Origin of the sequence: Vibrio intestinalis (assembly GCF_025195085.2) — a bacterium.
Taxonomy (GTDB): domain Bacteria; phylum Pseudomonadota; class Gammaproteobacteria; order Enterobacterales; family Vibrionaceae; genus Vibrio; species Vibrio intestinalis.
Map to the genome: position 1 here is coordinate 387,033 of NZ_JANAVY020000003.1, position 19,817 is coordinate 406,849.

Consider the following 19,817-nt stretch of genomic DNA (forward strand, 5'->3'; position numbering starts at 1 on the left):
TTAATGGCCGATGCTTCACTCATCGGCCTTTTTATTGACTACCCATCAATAAGCAGCTGCTTATAACGCGGCCAATCGAAGACTAAACCGGGGTCGGTTTTACGCAGCGGTGCAATGTATTGATGCCCAGTAATTCTTGGCAAGGTTATCTGCGGATAAGTGCGCATAAGGTGTTGAGTGATGCTATGCAGCGCCTGATATTGTTCATCGGTATAGGCGACATAATCACTGCCTTCTAGCTCAATTCCAATCGAATAATCATTGCACCTTTCTCGCCCAGCAAAACTCGATACTCCAGCATGCCAAGCGCGGTCTAAAAACGAGACGAACTGTATTATCTCTCCATCACGGCGAATCAAACAATGTGCCGATACGCCCATGTTATGAATCACTTTAAAGAAAGGGTGTTCATCAGGATTGAGCTTGCCAGTAAAAAACTGCTCTATGTAAGGGCCACCAAACTGACCGGGCGGCAAACTGATGTTATGGATAACCAATAACGAAATATCTGAGCTATTACTGCGCTGATCATAATAAGGCGATGGCACATGTTTCGCGTTTGCATACCACCCTTTCGAGTCAATCATCTATCGGTTCTCACTTTCCATAACTGAGTGCAATTTTAACTTTTTACCAATGAAATGCGAGATTAATGGCTGAATTTCACTCTCAGTCAGCGTATCATGCCCACCTCTGTTCAACTGCGTATTAGATTTGCGATGAAAAACACACACAACAGCCAAGAACGTCTCGAATATTTGAAACAGCAACTGCCCCTTGAAATCTCTCGCTCTGTAAGCGATACCCTGAAAGAAGATTTGGGTGGCACACTTGATCCAGCGGCTGATATTACTGCAAGTCTAATTCCGGCTGACGCAAACAATGTTGCGACAATCATTACTCGCGAGCACGGCGTATTTTGTGGCCAAGCGTGGGCAGATGAAGTGTTCAAACAACTTGCTGAGCAACCAAATGGCAGCCAAATCGAAATTGAATGGCATGTTCAAGACGGTGATGTTGTTGAACCGAACCAAGTGCTTTGCACACTAACAGGTAACGCTCGCATGTTGCTGACAGGTGAGCGCAATGCAATGAACTTCATTCAAACGCTATCAGGCTGCGCAACTACGGTTGCACAATACGTTAAGCAAATTCAGCACACCGATTGTCGCCTACTCGATACTCGTAAAACCATTCCTGGCCTGCGCAGCGCACTAAAATATGCGGTTGCTTGTGGCGGCGGCTTTAACCACCGTATTGGTGTGTTTGATGCTTACCTTATTAAAGAAAACCACATCATTGCTTGTGGTGGCATCACTCAAGCTATCTCGACGGCAAAACAGCTTAACCCTGGTAAGCCAGTTGAAGTCGAGACTGAAAGCCTAGAAGAGTTAAAAGAAGCGATTGATGCCGGCGCAGACATCATTATGCTAGACAACTTCACTACAGACATGATGCGCGAAGCAGTGAAAATCAATGCTGGCCGCGCAGCACTTGAAAACTCAGGCAATGTTACCCTTGAGACCATCGGTGAGTTTGCAGCAACAGGTGTTGATTACATCTCCGTGGGTGCGCTAACAAAGCACCTGAAAGCGATGGACCTATCGATGCGCTTTAAGTAAAAAACTCAGCACCGAAACGTTTTAACTCGGTGCACTTAAAATCAAACAATAACTAGGCTACTTTATTAAGTGGCCTTTTTTACACCCTAACTCAATGATTAGGAGTTCCAAAATGAAAGCACTGGTAATTATGTTGTTAGGGACGCTCGCCATTTCTGGCTGCGCAAGCGTTGATGAAACCGTTACAGTCGTTGATGAAGGCCTATCTTCCGTAGCTGAAGATTTGAATCGTAAAGTGCACGGCGACCTTAATTAGCAATAACTAGTACAACCGATACAAAAAAGCCCTCTCAGGTGAGAGGGCTTGTTCATTATAACTTTCGTCTTAACAACATTATCGCGATAGATAGGAACACGATACTTGGCATGACCGCACCGAACACGGGCGGGATGTTATACACCAAACTAAGCGGGCCAAAGAACTCGCTGGAAATATAGAACGAGAAGCCAGCGACAACGCCAGATAGAATACGCGCCCCCATCGTCACACTACGCAGTGGGCCAAAAATAAACGACAGTGCCATCAACATCATTACCGCAATCGAGAATGGCTGAGTCACTTTACGCCAGAAGGCCAACTCATAACGCGATGCATCTTGCTCTGAAGCTTTTAAATACGTTACGTAATCGTACAAACCAGCCAAAGACAACTCTTCCGGTTTAACCGTTACTACCGCCAATTTGTCCGGTTCAAGAGACGTCGTCCAGTGGAATTCAGGTAATGCCACTTTTGACAATTGAATCTTGTCATTCATGTAAGTGACTTGTACGTCCTTCATCAGCCATTGATTGTTAGCGATGTAATCGACTTGCTTGGCATAAAAGACGTTTTCTAACTTTTTATCATCGTTAAAACGCCACATGTTCATGCCGTAAATGGTGTCGTTCTCCACTTTGCCAATGAAGATAAAATCATTAGCATCACGAGCCCAAACCCCAGTCCGCACTGACATGATGGCACCATTAGAAGTGGCGAATGCACGTAAATCACGCGCCATCTTCTGCGCTTGTGGAGCGCCCCATTGACCAAGCAAAGTAACGATGATCATCAAAGGAATTGCGGTCTTTAGTACCGAAACACCGATGTTAAGCTTAGAAAAGCCCGCTGCTTGCATCACCACTAGCTCTGAGCTTGAAGCCAACATGCCTAAACCAATCAAAGCGCCTAATAAAGCCGCCATTGGGAAGAACATTTCCACATCACGGGGAATACTTAAACCAACGTAAAACAGTGCTTGTAGGAGGTCATAACTGCCCTCACCCACTTTACGAAGCTGCTCTACATATTTGATGATCGCAGATAAACCAACGAAGGTTGCTAGCACCAAAGACGTGGTCGCGATAATGGTTTTACCAATGTATAAATCTAAAATCTTAAACACGACTTAGGCTGCCTTTCTCTGTCTTAATTTATCTTTAAAGCGTCGAACAGGAATACTGTCTAGCATGTTAACCCCAAGTGCAGTAATCAACAGCGCACCGTTAATTGGCCACATACCTACCATCGCGGGTATCGCACCATCTTCAAGTGCAGACTTAGTTGCACTGATCGCAAGGAAGTAAGCCAGATAGGCCAAGATGGCTGGGCCCATCTTAGCAAAGCGCCCCTGACGAGGGTTTACCGCAGATAATGGCACTACCAGCATGGTTAACAGTGGAATACACACCACCAGCGAGATACGCCATTGCAGTTCCGCTTGCGCTTTAGGATCGGGGTTAGAGAACAAATCTAAGGTTGGAATCGCTTCCCAATCACGCCCTTTACGTCTTACTTCGCTTTGACCAATCAAACCTTCATATTGGCTAAAATCAGTCACCATGTAATCAATGCGTGTTGGTACACCTTCATAACGAGTACCATCAAACATTCGGATAACCTGACGCCCATCACTGAGCTCTTTCACTTCACCTGATTGAGCAAAAGAGACACTAGGAAGAATCGAATCACGCGGGCGCATCTGTGCAACGAACACATGCTTTAATTGATCCCCATCGATATCATCAATAAACACCACCGACGAGCGATCAGGCGTTGCTTGGAAATGGCCTTTCTTTAAAAGGTCGACACTGTTTTCAGATTGAACTTGCTCTTCAAGCTGAATCAATTTTTCTTGGCTATACGGGGACAACACAAACGAGTTAGCCGCAGCAGCAACACCAGTGATCACGGCTAAATAGAGTGCAGCACGAATCAGAAATTTATTCCCGATACCGGTCGCATTCATTACGGTAATTTCACTTTCCGCGTACAAACGTCCAAAGGTAATCAAAATACCTAGGAATAAACTGAGCGGCAGCATGAGTAAGCCCATCGATGGCATACTCAATGAGACATAATGCATCACCAAACTGGCAGGGATTTCACCATCGGATGCATCAGCCAATACTCTGATCAACTTTTGACTCAAAAACACCAAAAACAGGATGAAAAAGATCGCAAACTGGCTCTTGAGTGTCTCGCGGATCAAATATCTAACAATAATCACGCTGAAATTACCTATACAAAACTTGTTTTTTTGATTGAATCACTATAGTTTCCCGTTGAACCCTTTATTTTTTTAAATTTTTGCTAGGTGTTAGCAGGCTTATTTAAAGGTAGTTCCGATTAAGGAATCAACAAGTAAGCGAACATTATCTAACATTTAGTTGTAAATGTCTTCAGGATGTAGGAGTACGCATGGAGTTCAGTGTAAAAAGTGGCAGCCCTGAGAAGCAGCGCAGCGCTTGTATCGTCGTTGGCGTCTTTGAGCCACGTCGCCTTTCTCCAGTTGCCGAACAGCTAGATAAAATTAGCGATGGCTATATCAGTTCACTGCTTCGCCGTGGTGATCTAGAAGGAAAACCAGGTCAGATGCTGCTATTGCACCAAGTACCTGGCGTGCTTTCTGAGCGCGTTCTGCTAGTCGGCTGTGGTAAAGAACGTGAGCTTGGTGAGCGCCAATACAAAGAAATTATCCAAAAAACCATCAACACTCTTAACGAAACAGGTTCGATGGAAGCTGTATGCTTCTTAACTGAGCTACACGTTAAAGGTCGCGATACTTATTGGAAAGTTCGCCAAGCAGTAGAAGCGACTAAAGATGGTCTATACACCTTTGATCAATTCAAGAGTGTGAAACCAGAAACTCGTCGTCCACTTCGCAAGCTGGTATTTAACGTACCAACTCGCCGCGAGCTAAACCTTGGTGAAAAAGCGATTGCGCACGGTCTAGCCATTTCTTCTGGTGTAAAAGCATCGAAAGATCTTGGCAACATGCCACCAAACATTGCTAACCCAGCTTACCTAGCCTCTCAAGCACGCCGCCTTGCTGATGATTACGAAACGGTAACCAGCAAAATTATTGGCGAACAAGAGATGGAAAAACTGGGCATGACATCTTACCTAGCGGTAGGTCGTGGCTCTAAAAACGAATCTATGATGTCTATCATGGAGTACAAGGGCAACCCAGATCCTGATGCAAAACCAATTGTATTGGTTGGTAAAGGTCTAACCTTCGATTCAGGCGGCATCTCAATCAAGCCAAGTGAAGGCATGGATGAGATGAAGTACGACATGTGTGGTGCGGCATCTGTATTCGGTACCATGAAAGCGCTGGCGAAGCTGAACCTGCCAATTAACGTAGTGGGTATCCTAGCTGGTTGTGAAAACATGCCGGGTAGCAACGCTTACCGTCCAGGTGACATCCTAACCACTATGTCAGGTCAAACTGTTGAAGTGTTAAACACAGATGCAGAAGGTCGTTTGGTACTTTGTGATGCGCTAACTTACGTTGAGCGTTACGAACCAGAGTGTGTGGTTGACGTAGCAACGCTAACAGGCGCTTGTATCATGGCACTTGGTCACCACATCAGTGCGGTTATCTCAAACCATAACCCACTATCTCATGAGCTAGTTAACGCTTCTGAGCAAGCGAGTGACCGTGCATGGCGTCTACCAATGGCAGATGAATACCACGAGCAACTTAAGAGCCCATTTGCTGATATGGCAAACATCGGTGGTCGTCCTGCGGGCACAATCACTGCTGGCTGTTTCCTGTCTAAATTTGCTAAGAAGTATAACTGGGCGCACATTGACTGTGCAGGTACAGCATGGAAATCAGGTGCAGCAAAAGGTTCAACAGGCCGTCCGGTCTCAATGCTTGTCCAATTCTTGCTAAATCGCAGCGGCCAAGAGACCGAGGAATAATCCTCACAATATCGAAAAGGGCCGCAAGGCCCTTTTTTAGTATTGGATGCAGGAAAATAGACCATGGCAAACGCAACGTTTTACATTATTAAGCCAGATAGCCCACAAGCCGAAACTGCAGGGTTTCATCGATATGTGGTGTTTCTTGCTCAGCATTTTGCCAAGCAAGGGGCTAAAGTGTATCTAAACGCGCAAGATAAAAGTGAAGCGGAGCAGTTAGCGGAGCTATTTTGGCAAATTGAGCCAGAAAATTTTATCGCCCACAACCTCGTTGGCGAAGGACCTCGTTATGCCTCTCCAATTGAAATTGGCCACCAAAAGGTAAAACCAAGTTGGAACCGTCAATTGGTAATAAATTTGGCTGAAAATGAGACAACCTTTGCGAACAAGTTTGCTGAGGTGGTAGACTTCGTGCCTTGCGAAGAAAAAGCAAAGCAGCTAGCGCGAGAAAGGTATAAACTTTATCGCCACGCCGGTTTTCAACTGCAAACAATAGAAATTGAGCATAGCTAAAACCAGCAAACAACAAACCGCGCAATCCTTATAGTTAAGGCGATCTTCACAGAGAAGCCTCACTTATAAAGATTGACGCAAATTAACCCATTAACCAGAACACACTTCCTCTAGATAATTGGTGGTGTATCTAGGCGGCAAAATGAGCGAACCCTCTGAGCATATGTTTTATATGTGATTGAGGTGAGCGAATGCAGCCAACACCGATACAACGCCAAGTATGACGAGGAAGAAAGATGAGCGATATGGAAAAGACATACAACCCAACAGCTATCGAACAAGCTCTGTATCAGACTTGGGAAGAGAAAGGCTACTTTAAGCCACACGGTGACACCACTAAAGAATCATACAGCATCATGATCCCGCCACCGAACGTCACTGGTAGCCTACATATGGGCCACGCGTTCCAAGACACTATCATGGATACTTTAATCCGTGCTGAGCGTATGAAAGGCAAAAACACGCTTTGGCAAGTGGGTACTGACCACGCTGGTATCGCGACTCAAATGGTTGTTGAGCGTAAAATCGCTGCTGAAGAAGGTAAAACAAAACATGACTACGGTCGTGATGCTTTCATCGACAAAATTTGGGAATGGAAAGGCGAGTCTGGTGGCACTATCACTAAACAGCTTCGTCGTCTTGGCGCATCTGTGGACTGGGACCGCGAACGTTTCACTATGGATGACGGCCTATCTAACGCTGTAAAAGAAGTGTTTGTACGCCTTTATGAAGAAGACCTTATCTACCGCGGCAAACGCTTGGTTAACTGGGATCCTAAGCTACACACTGCTATTTCAGACATAGAAGTAGAAAACAAAGACAAAAAAGGCCACATGTGGCACTTCCGCTACCCTCTAGCGGATGGCGTGAAAACGGCTGATGGTAAAGACTACATTGTTGTTGCAACCACTCGTCCTGAAACCATGCTTGGCGATACAGGCGTTGCGGTTAACCCTGAAGATCCTCGCTACAAAGATCTGATCGGCAAAGAAATCATTCTACCTATCGTTGACCGTCGCATCCCTATCTTAGGTGATGAGCACGCAGATATGGAAAAAGGCACAGGTTGTGTGAAGATCACTCCTGCGCACGATTTCAACGACTATGAAGTAGGTAAGCGTCATAACCTACCAATGATCAACATCCTAACCTTCAACGCAGACATCCGTGATGCAGCTGAAGTATTCACCACTAACGGTGAAGCAAGCGATGCATACAGCACTGAACTTCCGACTAAATACCAAGGTATGGAGCGTTTCGCTGCACGTAAAGCTATCGTGGCAGAATTTGAAGAGCTTGGCCTACTGGACGAAATCAAAGATCACGACCTAACCGTTCCTTACGGTGACCGTGGTGGTGTAGTTATCGAGCCAATGCTAACTGACCAATGGTACGTTCGTACTGAGATTCTGGCTAAGCCAGCAATCGAAGCGGTTGAAAACGGCGACATTCAATTTGTACCTAAGCAATACGAAAACATGTACTTCTCTTGGATGCGTGACGTTCAAGACTGGTGTATTTCTCGTCAGCTATGGTGGGGTCACCGTATTCCAGCATGGTACGACAACGACGGTAACGTATATGTTGGTCGCACTGAAGAGGAAGTTCGTGCAGAAAACAACCTCGCACCTGTTGTTGTTCTACGCCAAGATGATGACGTACTGGACACATGGTTCTCATCTGCGCTTTGGACGTTTGGCACACAAGGTTGGCCAGAAGATACTGACGCACTGAAACAGTTCCACCCATCTGATGTGCTTGTCTCTGGTTTCGATATCATCTTCTTCTGGGTTGCGCGTATGATCATGATGACGCTGCACTTTGTAAAAGATGAAGACGGTAAGCCACAAGTACCATTTAAGACCGTTTACATGACAGGCCTTATCCGTGATGAAAACGGCGACAAGATGTCTAAGTCTAAAGGTAACGTACTTGACCCAATCGACATGATTGACGGCATCGACCTAGAGTCTCTAGTTGCGAAACGTACTGGCAACATGATGCAGCCTCAGCTTGCTAAGAAGATTGAAAAGAACACGCGTAAGACGTTTGAAAATGGTATCGAACCATACGGTACTGACGCACTGCGTTTCACTCTTGCTGCTATGGCTTCAACTGGCCGCGACATCAACTGGGACATGAAGCGCCTAGAAGGTTACCGCAACTTCTGTAACAAGCTATGGAACGCAAGCCGTTACGTACTGATGAATGCAGAAGATAAAGACTGTGGCTTTGGTGAAGGTGAGATCGAATTCTCACTAGCAGACAAGTGGATCGAATCTCAGTTTGAACTTGCAGCGAAAGAGTTTAACGCCCACCTAGACAACTACCGTCTAGATATGGCAGCAAACACTATCTACGAATTCATCTGGAACCAATTCTGTGACTGGTACCTAGAGCTAACAAAACCTGTTCTTTGGAAGGGTACTGAAGCTCAACAACGTGGTACTCGCCGCACATTGATTACGGTTCTAGAGAAGACACTACGTCTTGCTCACCCAGTGATTCCATATATTACAGAATCTATCTGGCAAAGCGTGAAGCCTCTAGTAGACGGCGTTGAAGGCGACACCATCATGCTACAAGCTCTACCTCAATACGATGAAGCAAACTTCGACGAAGCTGCGCTACAAGACATTGAGTGGGTAAAAGCGTTCATTACTAGCATCCGTAACCTACGTGCTGAATACGATATCGCGCCAAGCAAGCCACTAGACGTGATGCTAAAAGCAAGCGAAGCTGATGCAGCGCGCCTTGAGCAAAACCGCCAAGTGCTAATGTCACTAGGTAAGCTTGAAGAAATCAAAGTCGTGAGCGAAGGCGATGAGCTACCAGCATGTGCAACGGCACTTGTAGGTAAAGCTGAGCTGCTTATCCCAATGGCTGGTCTGATCGATAAAGATGCAGAGCTTGCTCGTCTTGATGGCGAAATCAAGAAGACGCACGGCGAGATCAAACGTATCGAAGGTAAGCTCGGTAACGAAGGCTTCGTTGCTAAAGCACCTGAAGCGGTTGTCGCGAAAGAGCGTGAGAAACTAGACGGTTACAAAGAAACCCTAGTGAAACTAGAAGAGCAGAAAGCAACGATTGCAGCGCTATAATCTAGTTTAAAACCTAAGCAAAAGGCAGCGAGTTATCGCTGCCTTTTTTGTAGGTGACGTGCCGATGGCAAATAGTCTGACGATTATTACTGCTGCAAATCTTCAATCCGTTGCTGCATTTCTGGGTGAGTACTGATCCACTCCGGTATTTCAAACTGGCTGGTACCATCGAGCAACTCAAATATTTCAACCATCGGCTGGGCACTGCCATAAATATCAATCATTGCTTGTTTGGCAAACATATCAGCTTGTTGCTCAGCTTGCCTAGAACGACCATTACTCAACAAAAAAGCCCCAATACCTGCCATTGAATCAAGAGCTCCTGTTGCTTCACCCGTTAATACCGCCACACCTATCGCAACAATACTCGACTCCACAACTTGAATCATGACGTGGCGATGATGCACATGCCCCACTTCATGCAAAATAATGCTATCCAACTGCTGATCGTTTTGCGCTAATGATACTAAGCCATCAAGAACCACGATGGTGCCGCCCGGAAAAGCAAACGCATTCGCTTGCTCATCCATAGAACGAAATACCAGCTCAATGGGCATCCCCTGATAGTCAATAGTGACAAGATGCTGCTTAAGCCTTTCTCGGACTTTTTTTCTCACTTCAAACGGAACATTACTGGCTGACCAATGACGTTCGAATTGAGAAAATACTTGTTCTCCAAATTTCTGCTCTACAGAAGCAGGAACAGCAGAAACGATCGCTCGACTTGCCCAAGGCACACCATAATAGAAACCTGCAATCGTCAACGATATACACAAGAGAACACTGGCTAAAACAGCAAGCCAATATCGCTCCAGCTTTACTAACCAAGCATTTTTGTTGGAGGCTATCGCTAACTCTTTAAGTGAATCGCTATTATCAGCGTCGAAAGCCCAACCTGACGGAAAAGTTAACCGAATAGGCAAATTCCCAACCGAATCGCTGAATTTAACCTGATCTAACGAAACCAGTTCTTCGTGGTCCGTAAATTGGAGGCGAAATGATGTTTGATTGTAAAGCGTCAACACAGCTCGCTGTTTATGCGAGCTGTGAGGTGGAAAGGCATAACCTTCGAAGCGCATTAACCGATGCCTATACCGACGTCAAAGGCTTCAGCGATTTCATCTGAAGCCGCAGAACGAATATTCGAGTCACTACTTTTTGCATCTAATTGACTAACATCACCAATTACCGTCGTTCTTGACGCAACGTATCGAGCGGTGCGCACCATAACCCATGGTCGAGCCAAACCAAAAGTGACGATTTGCGCCAACAGGTTAGAGAAAATTAACCAAGCATAACTTGATGCGGACAACGAGGACTCAAAGTTATATTCAGGCTTATCACCATTAGATAATTGAGTCTGAGAAAAAATGTAATTTCGGATACGAGCAGCGATAAAGGCAGTCATAACAAAACCAAACGCAAGGAATACCAAATAGTAGGTAACCATCATGATCGGGGCCACTACTCCCGAATAAAGCAGATTATCTAGACCATAGAATGTGCCGCCCAGTACAGTAAAGAACCCTACTGCAAAAATAATCAGCAATATTCCCAAACCAACTAATGCTGCAGACAGAAATATTTTAACAAATTCAGCCGTCTTAATTTCCGCACTAAACTCTCGTTGGCCGTATCGGTAACCATTCAAAAAGTATTTATACACCCCTTGCATCACCCAAGCTTGGCCAAACAGTAGTAGAGCAAGCGAACCAATTACACCGATAGTCAAAGCAACTGCAGAGCCCGCAGCCCCAGCTACAGAAATTATAACTACGGCTAAAATGAATCCTACGAAGACACAGACTGCACGACCAAACAAAGTGATATACGCATCTTTTAACGATCCCGCAAAAGAGAAACGAACATTAGCAAAGCTCGTCATTGCACAATCAAATCGTGCATTGCTCCATAACAACCAAGGTAAAGCCGACATAAAAGGCCAATAATAATATGGAAGAAATGATTGGGTTCATGGTGCTCAGTACAACCCAAGCAATCACGCAGCCCACCGCAATTAAGCGGCCTTTAAGGATCTGTATCGGTGTTGCATGGTATTCAAAACGTTCTTGAGCAATTTGTGTGTTGCCATAGAAATAACGCTTAGTACGTACCTTTGCCCATGCAGAGTAAATCCCAAGAGTAATTATTGAGAGTAAAACATTAACAATCCAGATACCGAAGAACTCTCCAGCGCGACCATTAAATAAAACTGAATTTCTCACTTGTGTAGATTCCATCTTCACTAATCCCAAAAGCTGTTATAAAACAAAAGGAAGCAAAGAGTAACAAGTTATCAGAACAAGTGCATCATAATGCATACCGTGCGGTCATGTTTATAGCTGCAAATCACACTCTAAAAGTAACATTACACCACTCTATTCTTGGCCTTACCTTCAACAAAGGCCTGTATATTAGCCATTAAGATCGATAGTAACTGTCGAATCGAAGAGTCACTCCCCCACGCTACATGAGGGGTTAACAGCAGATTAGGCAAATGAATGTTCGCAAGTAACGGATTAGATTCATCGGCAGGTTCTTGAGTAAAGACATCCACTCCGGCACCAGCAATCGCACCATTGTGTAATGCAGCCACCAAAGCGGATTCATTCACCAAACCGCCGCGACCAGTGTTGATCAATATTGCAGAGGGCTTCATCAATGAAAGCTCTTTGGCTGCAATCAAATCTTGAGTATGTTGATTGAGAGGGCAATGAAGGCTGATGACATCTGCGTATTGCAATACTTGCTCAAACGGTAAAAAGCCTTCACGACATTGCTGCACCCCTTTTCGCTCAGCAAACAGCACCTTCATACCAATTGCTTTCGCCAGTTGAGCTGTCGCTTGACCAAGAGCGCCACTACCGACAATGCCCATGGTTGAACCTGCAACATCACCAATAGGGTGTGTAAAGAAACAAAACTGCTGTTCTTTTTGCCAAACCCCTTGGGCAATATCTCGGTGATAGCCAAACAAATTACGCCTTAGAGCGTAAAGCATCGCTATGACATGTTCAGGCACTGAGCGCGTCGCATAACCTTGGACGTTACAAACCGCTATTTGGTGTTGCTGGCAAAAGTTGATATCAACGTTATTAAAACCGGTGGCACAAACGGCGATGAGTTGGAGTTGAGGAAGATGGCGCAACTCAGCCTCAGACAGCACCACTTTGTTAGTGATGACGATATCTGCCTGCTGTAAACGCTCAACCGTTAGTTCGGCTGGGGTCGAGTCGTACTCAATCCATTGATGATCGAAAGGAAGATGGGGAAGGTCAATATGATCAGGAATGGTCGATCTATCAAGAAAGACAACAGTAGGTAGCGGCATAAGTTCTCCTTAACGCGCTACCTATTAATGAGCATTTACCTAAGAACGCGGTAGCGTTTTGTAATCAGGTAATTTTCGCACAGGATCGAAAACATTAAGCACTACAGCCTGCGCTTCTGGGTAGAAATCACATGGCACAAACAAGCTACGCAACCATTCACAACGCGGATGATAAAAACTCAGCTCTGCTGCGTGCAAATCCAAACGGTCTGAGAAAGTAAAAGCCTCACCTTCTGAGTAAAACTCATCGCCAACGATTGGGTGACCCAAAGCCTGCATGTGAACACGCAACTGATGTGAACGCCCAGTAATCGGCAACAAGCGCACAATCGTGGTTTTCTCTTCACGCTTAGCCACTTGATACAAGGTTTTTGAAGGTTTGCCAGTCTCCAAACATACCTTTTGTTTCGGCCTGTTTGGCCAATCACAAATCAATGGCAGATCGATTTCACCTTGTTCCTGTTCAACATTTCCCCACACTCGTGCATAGTAAACCTTGTGGGTTAGACGATATTGAAACTGTTTTTTCAGTGATCTTTCTGCGTACTTGTCTTTAGCAAAAACCATTAAACCTGAGGTCGACATGTCCAGTCGATGCACCACTTGAATATCTGGGTAATCGCTTTGTAAACGACTCCACATACTATCGAAGTGCTCTTCTAATCGCCCTGGTACCGACAGTAGCCCTGACGGCTTATTAACCGCGAGGATCTGCGCATCCTCATAAACAATCTCAACCCATGGATCTTTCGGTGGGTTGTACTCTAGCATTGCCATTGGTTATTCCAATTTCTACCTGTCAAAAGGCAAGTTACGACATAAAATTTCCGGTGGTTTTAGGCGAACCACCGGAAATGGCTTAATGATTTAGATTCTAGGCTAGTTATGCGAAACAACAATCAGACGCAGTGAATCTAATTGGTATTGCGCTTGAGAGATGTAACCGGTTAGCTGCTTAATCTGCTCATCGATAGCTTCGATCTCTTCATCACGGATATTTGGGTTAACCGCTTTCAACGCTTGTAGACGTTCTAGCTCAGCGTTCAAACTGGTTTGCATCTCTTGCTGAGCTTGTTCGCGAATCTTAGTCACTTTATCGCCGACCAGAGCCTCACCTGCGGTAATCAACTGGTGTACTTGCGCTTGAACGGAAGAAACCAATTTGGTTGCGATATGACGGCCTACTGGGCTTAGCTGACGGTTAAAGCTTTCAAACTCGACTTGCTCAGACAAGTCATTGCCTTTGCCATCCAACATAATGCGGATTGGCGTAGCAGGCAGGAAGCGAGCAATACCGCTGCGTTTTGGTGCTTGTGCGTCCACTTTGTAGATCAGCTCAAGCAGCATAGTGCCAACCGGCAGAGCTTTGTTCTTCAATAAAGACATAGCAGTCACGCCCACGCCTTCGCTCATAAGCAGATCAATACCGCCTTGGATCATTGGGTGCTCCCAACTAATGAAGTTCATGTCTTCACGAGAAAGTGCGGTTTCACGATCAAAGGTAATAGTTGCTCCTTCATAAGGTAGGCCCGGGTAGCTTGGTACCATCATGTGCTCAGATGGCGTTACCACCAATGCGTTTTCACCTTTGTCATCTTGGTTAAGACCAATGGTATCAAACAGGCTCAGGGCAAACGTCACTAGGTTAGTATCACCGTCAGTCGAAGCAATGCTATCTACGATGGCTTGCGCTTTTTCACCGCCGTTTGAATGCATTTCTAGTAGACGATCACGGCCTTGCTCAAGCTGCGATTTTAGCTCTTTGTTCATCTTCGCAGATTGGTCAATGATGTCGTCTAGTTCGGTGGTATCACCTGAAGCTAGCATCTCAATTAAGCTTTCTGAATATTGATCGTAAACCGAGCGGCCAGTCGGGCACGTTTCCGCAAACGCATTCAGACCTTCGTCAAACCAACGAGCAATGATCGCTTGTGACGTACCTTCTAGGTATGGTACGTGAATATCGATATCGCGGTTTTGACCGATACGGTCCAAGCGGCCAATACGTTGCTCAAGCAGATCTGGGTTGAATGGTAAATCAAACATCACTAGCTGATTCGCGAACTGGAAGTTACGACCTTCTGAACCGATTTCGCTACAGATAAGCACTTGAGCACCACCCTCTTCCTGAGCGAAGTAAGCGGCTGCTTTATCACGCTCCAGAATCGACATGCCTTCATGGAATACTGTTGCGCGAATACCTTCACGCTCACGCAGAGCTTGTTCTAGTTGCAACGCTGTGCTGGCACGTGAAGCAATCACTAGAATCTTCTCTGCACGCTTATCTTTTACTTTCTCAATCAACCAGTTTACGCGAGAGTCAAACTGCCACCAGCTTGCATCATCACCTTCAAACTCTTGGAAGATCTCTTCTGGGTAAAGGTTCTTAATCGCACGCGCTTCTGGTGTCATTTTGCCACCAATCATGCCAGCCACGCGCATAGACGTCGTGTATTGCTGCGGAATCGCCATCGGCATAAGGTGAACATTACGTTTCGGGAAACCTTTTACCGCAGCGCGTGTATTTCTAAATAGCACGCGGCCAGTACCATGACGATCCATTAAGTTATCGATCAGCTCTTGGCGAGCTGCCGCTTTGGCTTCTTCTTCGCTATCGCTTTCGATAATGCGGAACAAAGGTTCAACATCTTGCTCTGACAGCAGTTCTGTAATTTGGTTTTTCGCTTCGTCCGCCAAAGTTTGACCTGAGAAAAGCGCACTAACTGAATCCGCAACTGGTGCGTATTGCTCCTCTTCTTTTACAAACGCTTCGTAATCGTAAAAGCGATCAGAATCTAGCAGACGTAGACGAGCAAAGTGGCTCTCACGACCTAGCTGTTCTGGGGTTGCGGTGAGCAAAAGGACACCTGGTGTCTTTTCCGCTAAACCTTCAACCACTTGGTATTCACGGCTTGGTTTTTCTTGGCTCCACTCAAGGTGATGCGCTTCATCGACGACTAAGAGATCCCATTCACCTTCTAGCGCTTGCTCGTAACGCTTACGGCTCTTACGTAGGAAATCTAATGAACACAATACGTATTGTTGGGTATCAAATGGGTTATCTGATTCGGCAAATGCTTCAATGCAGCGCTCTTCATCAAAAATAGAGAAATGCAGATTAAAGCGACGCATCATCTCTACTAACCATTGGTGCTGTAGAGTTTCTGGAACCACGATAAGAATGCGCTCTGCACGACCCGCTAACACTTGTTGGTGAATGATCATGCCGGCTTCAATAGTTTTACCTAGGCCAACTTCATCAGCCAGAAGTACACGTGGTGCATGACGGCGACCGACTTCATGGGCAATGTATAGCTGATGAGGAATAAGACCAGCGCGCATGCCACATAGGCCACGCATCGGGCTTTTGTGCTGCTGATATTGATTCACCAATGCACGGTAACGCAGAACAAAGTTGTCCATACGATCAATTTGACCAGCAAACAGCTTATCTTGAGGTTTATTAAAACGAATCTGATTGCTCAGCATGATTTCACGCAGAGCAACATCCGCTTCTTCAGTGTCTTCACGTACACCAACGTAAGTAAACAGACCTTGGTCTTCAATCACTTGCTCAACTTTCAATGACCAACCTTGTTGGCTTTCTACTGTATCTCCAGCATTAAAGCTCACGCGAGTAACAGGCGTATCGTTACGCGAATAGACTCGGTTTTCTTCAGAAGCGGCAAACATTAATGTCACAGTGCGAGCATCCAATGCTACTACAGTTCCTAAACCCAGATCGCTTTCCGTATCGCTGATCCAACGTTGGCCCAAAGCAAATGTCATGAATCGACTACCTCATTTAATAAATTTATTATTTATCTTAGCTGTTCTTACGCCATTTCAAAGGCGGCTGACGAGGGTAATTATAGGTCAGCGATGGCGCAGAAAAAGGTCGCTAATATTACTGCAAGCTGTGACTTTGGTCACGTACAAAGCCCGCATTTCACGACAAATATTTTTACGCCTTCAGCGTGACATCAAAGTGTAAGAAAACGGTGGCACAACAAGTAGTGTGGATTGCCTATACTTACGTTAACGCATGGGGCATCGCTTTACTTAACCACTTGCGTCACCCCAGCGTTACCCTCGACTAAATAGAGGGCATAAGGTCGAACTACACGGGTTTGCAGTCTTTGACTCCCCGCTCGTTCAGCAGCGCAGTTGAAGACAGGCAAACAGATCTGTACAGCAGCACGCCGACTCAGGCAGGAGACGCTTATGGGTGATACGGATAGAAAACTTTTCGTACTTGATACCAATATCCTTCTTCACGAACCTTTCGCTATTTATTCCTTCCAAGAACACGACGTAGTCATTCCAATGACCGTATTAGAAGAACTCGATCGAATCAAAGACAGCAAACGCGATGTGGCGCGGGATGCCAGAGTGGCTATCCGCGCGTTAGAAGCGCTGTTTAAAGAATCGACTCCCGACGAGATCTCTGAAGGGATTCCAATTAACCGCGATAAACATGATACCGGTCATATCGCGATTTTGGCCGACTTCGAACTGCAAGAAACCGTAAAAGCCTTTGCCGATAAAGCCGGTGATAATCGCATCCTAAATGCGGTGCTGTATTTACAAAACAAACGTGCACCGCGCGAAGTGATACTGGTTACCAAAGACATCAACATGCGCTTGCGAGCCAAAGGCGCCGGCGTTCGCTTTGTGGAAGATTATCGAACTGACCAACTGATCGATGATGTTCAATACCTGACCAAAGGGTTTCAACAGGTATCCGGACATTTCTGGGAGAGTGTTGACCAAGTCGAAAGTAAAAATTTGGCAGGCCGAACGTTCCATACCTTAGCTCGAGAACCTTTTGATCCCACTTATCTCAATCAATATGTGATTGATGAAGGCAGCGACTTTGTTGGTCGGGTTACAGACATTGAAGCCGATAAACTCACACTTAAAGATCTCAGCCGCGAACGTTTAATGCACCGTCGAGCTTGGGATATCACGCCGAAAAACATCTACCAAGCGATGGCTTTAGACTCCCTCCTCGACCCTGATATTGATTTGGTAATTCTGACCGGCGCAGCGGGGAGCGGTAAAACGCTACTGGCGCTCGCTTCCGCACTAGAACAAACCATAGAAAAAGGAATGTTCGACAAAATCATTGTTACTCGTAATACACCTGATATTGGTGAATCCATCGGCTTCTTGCCCGGAACAGAAGAAGAGAAGATGTTGCCATGGCTTGCCGCGGTGACCGATACCTTAGAGGCGCTACATAAGAATGACCACTGCACTGAAGGCTCACTCAAATACATCTGCGATAAGGCCAATATTCAGTTCAAATCAATTAACTTCATGCGCGGACGCTCGATTCAAAATGCGTTCGTATTGCTCGATGAGTGTCAAAACCTCACGGCCTCACAAATCAAAACCATCATCACCCGATGTGGTGAAGGCACTAAAATTGTCTGCTCTGGTAACTTGGCGCAAATCGACTCCCATTACTTAACCCCTGTCACGTCAGGATTAACCTATATGGTCGAGCGCTTTAAAGACTTTGAAGGTAGCGCCAACATACACCTAAATGGTGTAGTACGAAGCCGTCTCGCAGAGTTCGCAGAAGAAAACCTATAAACATAATTACTCACCAAAACCGATAAAAAAGACTTTTATCGGTTTTTTTTAAAATAATTATTCACAATATATACATTTTTATGTTTAACTAAATCCTTCATTGGTCGCGACTAACAATAAGGGAATGAGGCATGGCTTTTAATTTACGTAACCGCAGCTTTGTCAAACTGCTCGACTTCACTCCGCAAGAAATTCAATTCTTGTTGGATCTGTCTGCAGAATTAAAAAAGGCGAAATATTCAGGTACTGAGCAGCCAAAACTGCAAGGTAAGAACATTGCACTAATCTTTGAAAAAGCCTCAACCCGAACTCGATGTGCCTTTGAAGTAGCTGCCTTTGATCAAGGCGCTCAAGTTTCCTACATCGGCCCTTCTGGCTCCCAGATTGGTCATAAAGAGTCAATGAAAGATACCGCGCGTGTACTAGGAAGAATGTACGACGGCATTGAATACCGAGGCTTTGGTCAAGCGATTGTAGAAGAACTGGCTGAGCATGCCGGTGTGCCTGTGTGGAATGGCCTAACCGATGAGTTTCACCCAACGCAAATCTTGGCCGATTTGCTAACGATGCTTGAACATGGCCGAGGTAAGCAGCTACATGAAATGAAACTGGCCTACCTTGGTGATGCGCGGAATAACATGGGCAACTCTCTTATGGTTGGCGCGGCAAAAATGGGATTGGATATTCGCTTAGTGGCACCAAAAGCCTTCTGGCCAGAGCAACAACTCGTCGACACTTGCCAAGCCATTGCCAAGCAAACGGGAGCCAAAATCACCTTAACGGAGAGCGTCGAAGAAGGCGTAAAAGGTTGCGACTTCCTCTACACCGATGTTTGGGTTTCAATGGGTGAATCGCAACAAGCTTGGGAAGAGCGTGTAGCGCTAATGAAGCCGTATCAAATCAATATGGAAACCATTGCTAAAACTGGTAACCCACAGGTGAAGTTCATGCACTGTTTACCCGCTTTCCATAACGATGAAACTACATTGGGTAAAGAAGTGGCAGAAAAGTACGGTATGAAAGGGCTAGAAGTTACTGAAGAAGTGTTTGAATCTCATCATTCGATTGTGTTTGATGAAGCCGAAAACCGCATGCACACCATCAAGGCTGTGATGGTCGCCACACTCGGTAGCTAAACTTCAAAAAGGTGACAAACAGAAGCGCGACGTAATCGCTTGCGCTCACAAAACTTCAGCGTATAATGCTCGGCAATTTGTCTGGAGGTTGTAAAAAATGCCACGTAATTCGTGTTCTACAATGCGCTTTACTTGCCGTAAGCAAACATGCTTACTGATGGCCTATTTTACAACGTTCACCGATTTTTAAAGCCTCCCTTATTGGGGTAATGCCAGTCAGTTAAGCTGACTGGCATTTTTCCTATTTGTTGCGTACTTCTTGGGTTTCAACTTAACCCATCGAGGATAACTTCTATCTTCTCTTCGAGGCGGTAGGATAAACATGGA

General features: G+C 45.5%; 14 protein-coding genes and 1 pseudogene. 7 read left to right on the top strand and 8 right to left on the bottom strand.

Annotation, left to right across the window (positions count from 1 at the left end; genetic code table 11):
* Window positions 1–38 precede the first annotated feature (38 nt).
* Entirely contained in the window at window positions 39–587 is a 549-nt protein-coding gene (gene ampD / locus MU515_RS08075) for a 1,6-anhydro-N-acetylmuramyl-L-alanine amidase AmpD (RefSeq protein ID WP_260259911.1), read from the bottom strand.
* Between the two features lie 132 nt (window positions 588–719).
* On the opposite strand from ampD, the gene nadC reads away from it, so the two are divergent.
* Window positions 720–1,622 carry a carboxylating nicotinate-nucleotide diphosphorylase gene (gene nadC / locus MU515_RS08080; protein ID WP_260259912.1) on the top strand — a complete coding sequence of 301 codons (903 nt, stop codon included), beginning with the start codon at window positions 720–722 and terminating at the stop codon, window positions 1,620–1,622.
* Window positions 1,623–1,734: 112 nt separating this feature from the next.
* Window positions 1,735–1,878, top strand: coding sequence for a putative periplasmic lipoprotein (locus MU515_RS08085; RefSeq protein WP_260259913.1), 144 nt, complete (start codon window positions 1,735–1,737; stop codon window positions 1,876–1,878).
* Between the two features lie 55 nt (window positions 1,879–1,933).
* Here MU515_RS08085 and lptG read toward each other — a convergent pair whose 3' ends face one another.
* Together lptG and lptF are read right to left on the bottom strand one after the other, a co-directional pair.
* Complete coding sequence (lptG, locus tag MU515_RS08090) at window positions 1,934–3,004, bottom strand: LPS export ABC transporter permease LptG (RefSeq protein WP_260259914.1); 1,071 nt, start codon at window positions 3,002–3,004, stop codon at window positions 1,934–1,936.
* 3 nt (window positions 3,005–3,007) lie between these two features.
* Complete coding sequence (lptF, locus tag MU515_RS08095; protein WP_260259915.1) at window positions 3,008–4,108, bottom strand: LPS export ABC transporter permease LptF; 1,101 nt, start codon at window positions 4,106–4,108, stop codon at window positions 3,008–3,010.
* A 191-nt stretch (window positions 4,109–4,299) separates the two neighbouring features.
* On the opposite strand from lptF, the gene pepA reads away from it, so the two are divergent.
* From pepA to MU515_RS08110, 3 genes are all read left to right on the top strand, one after another.
* A complete protein-coding gene (pepA, locus tag MU515_RS08100; protein ID WP_260259916.1) occupies window positions 4,300–5,808 on the top strand; it encodes a leucyl aminopeptidase in 1,509 nt (502 codons plus the stop codon).
* Window positions 5,809–5,871: 63 nt separating this feature from the next.
* Window positions 5,872–6,321 carry a DNA polymerase III subunit chi gene (locus MU515_RS08105; protein WP_260259917.1) on the top strand — a complete coding sequence of 150 codons (450 nt, stop codon included), beginning with the start codon at window positions 5,872–5,874 and terminating at the stop codon, window positions 6,319–6,321.
* A gap of 245 nt (window positions 6,322–6,566) precedes the next feature.
* On the top strand, window positions 6,567–9,422 hold the full coding sequence (locus tag MU515_RS08110; RefSeq protein WP_260259941.1) for a valine--tRNA ligase: 2,856 nt from the start codon (window positions 6,567–6,569) through the stop codon (window positions 9,420–9,422).
* 86 nt (window positions 9,423–9,508) lie between these two features.
* On the opposite strand, the gene MU515_RS08115 is transcribed toward MU515_RS08110, so the two are convergent.
* The 5 genes and pseudogenes from MU515_RS08115 to rapA all read right to left on the bottom strand — a co-directional run bounded on the left by MU515_RS08115 (window position 9,509) and on the right by rapA (window position 16,542).
* Complete coding sequence (locus MU515_RS08115) at window positions 9,509–10,501, bottom strand: M48 family metallopeptidase (RefSeq protein WP_260259918.1); 993 nt, start codon at window positions 10,499–10,501, stop codon at window positions 9,509–9,511.
* A pseudogene (locus tag MU515_RS08120) lies at window positions 10,501–11,662 on the bottom strand (YjgN family protein). The gene MU515_RS08115 and the pseudogene MU515_RS08120 overlap by 1 nt, the downstream one beginning before the upstream one ends.
* 128 nt (window positions 11,663–11,790) lie before the next feature.
* On the bottom strand, window positions 11,791–12,753 hold the full coding sequence (locus tag MU515_RS08125; protein ID WP_260259919.1) for a D-2-hydroxyacid dehydrogenase: 963 nt from the start codon (window positions 12,751–12,753) through the stop codon (window positions 11,791–11,793).
* A 39-nt stretch (window positions 12,754–12,792) separates the two neighbouring features.
* On the bottom strand, window positions 12,793–13,530 hold the full coding sequence (rluA, locus tag MU515_RS08130) for a bifunctional tRNA pseudouridine(32) synthase/23S rRNA pseudouridine(746) synthase RluA (protein ID WP_260259920.1): 738 nt from the start codon (window positions 13,528–13,530) through the stop codon (window positions 12,793–12,795).
* Between the two features lie 102 nt (window positions 13,531–13,632).
* The gene (gene rapA, locus MU515_RS08135; protein ID WP_260259921.1) at window positions 13,633–16,542 is read right to left on the bottom strand and encodes an RNA polymerase-associated protein RapA; all 2,910 of its coding nucleotides are present in this window, start codon (window positions 16,540–16,542) and stop codon (window positions 13,633–13,635) included.
* Between the two features lie 435 nt (window positions 16,543–16,977).
* On the opposite strand from rapA, the gene MU515_RS08140 reads away from it, so the two are divergent.
* Together MU515_RS08140 and argF are read left to right on the top strand one after the other, a co-directional pair.
* Window positions 16,978–18,354 (top strand): PhoH family protein, encoded by a 1,377-nt coding sequence (locus tag MU515_RS08140; protein ID WP_260259922.1) that lies wholly within the window; start codon window positions 16,978–16,980, stop codon window positions 18,352–18,354.
* 131 nt (window positions 18,355–18,485) lie between these two features.
* Window positions 18,486–19,490 carry an ornithine carbamoyltransferase gene (gene argF, locus MU515_RS08145; protein WP_260259923.1) on the top strand — a complete coding sequence of 335 codons (1,005 nt, stop codon included), beginning with the start codon at window positions 18,486–18,488 and terminating at the stop codon, window positions 19,488–19,490.
* The last annotated feature ends 327 nt before the right edge of the window (window positions 19,491–19,817 follow it).

Bases quoted from the DNA above. Each gene is read 5' to 3' on its own strand.
- argF (WP_260259923.1), top strand. From the start codon at position 18,486: ATGGCTTTTAATTTACGTAACCGCAGCTTTGTCAAACTGCTCGACTTC.
- rluA (WP_260259920.1), bottom strand. From the start codon at position 13,530: ATGGCAATGCTAGAGTACAACCCACCGAAAGATCCATGGGTTGAGATT.
- nadC (WP_260259912.1), top strand. From the start codon at position 720: ATGAAAAACACACACAACAGCCAAGAACGTCTCGAATATTTGAAACAG.
- MU515_RS08085 (WP_260259913.1), top strand. From the start codon at position 1,735: ATGAAAGCACTGGTAATTATGTTGTTAGGGACGCTCGCCATTTCTGGC.
- MU515_RS08110 (WP_260259941.1), top strand. From the start codon at position 6,567: ATGGAAAAGACATACAACCCAACAGCTATCGAACAAGCTCTGTATCAG.
- MU515_RS08125 (WP_260259919.1), bottom strand. From the start codon at position 12,753: ATGCCGCTACCTACTGTTGTCTTTCTTGATAGATCGACCATTCCTGAT.
- MU515_RS08115 (WP_260259918.1), bottom strand. From the start codon at position 10,501: ATGCGCTTCGAAGGTTATGCCTTTCCACCTCACAGCTCGCATAAACAG.
- MU515_RS08105 (WP_260259917.1), top strand. From the start codon at position 5,872: ATGGCAAACGCAACGTTTTACATTATTAAGCCAGATAGCCCACAAGCC.
- MU515_RS08140 (WP_260259922.1), top strand. From the start codon at position 16,978: ATGGGTGATACGGATAGAAAACTTTTCGTACTTGATACCAATATCCTT.
- pepA (WP_260259916.1), top strand. From the start codon at position 4,300: ATGGAGTTCAGTGTAAAAAGTGGCAGCCCTGAGAAGCAGCGCAGCGCT.
- ampD (WP_260259911.1), bottom strand. From the start codon at position 587: ATGATTGACTCGAAAGGGTGGTATGCAAACGCGAAACATGTGCCATCG.
- rapA (WP_260259921.1), bottom strand. From the start codon at position 16,542: ATGACATTTGCTTTGGGCCAACGTTGGATCAGCGATACGGAAAGCGAT.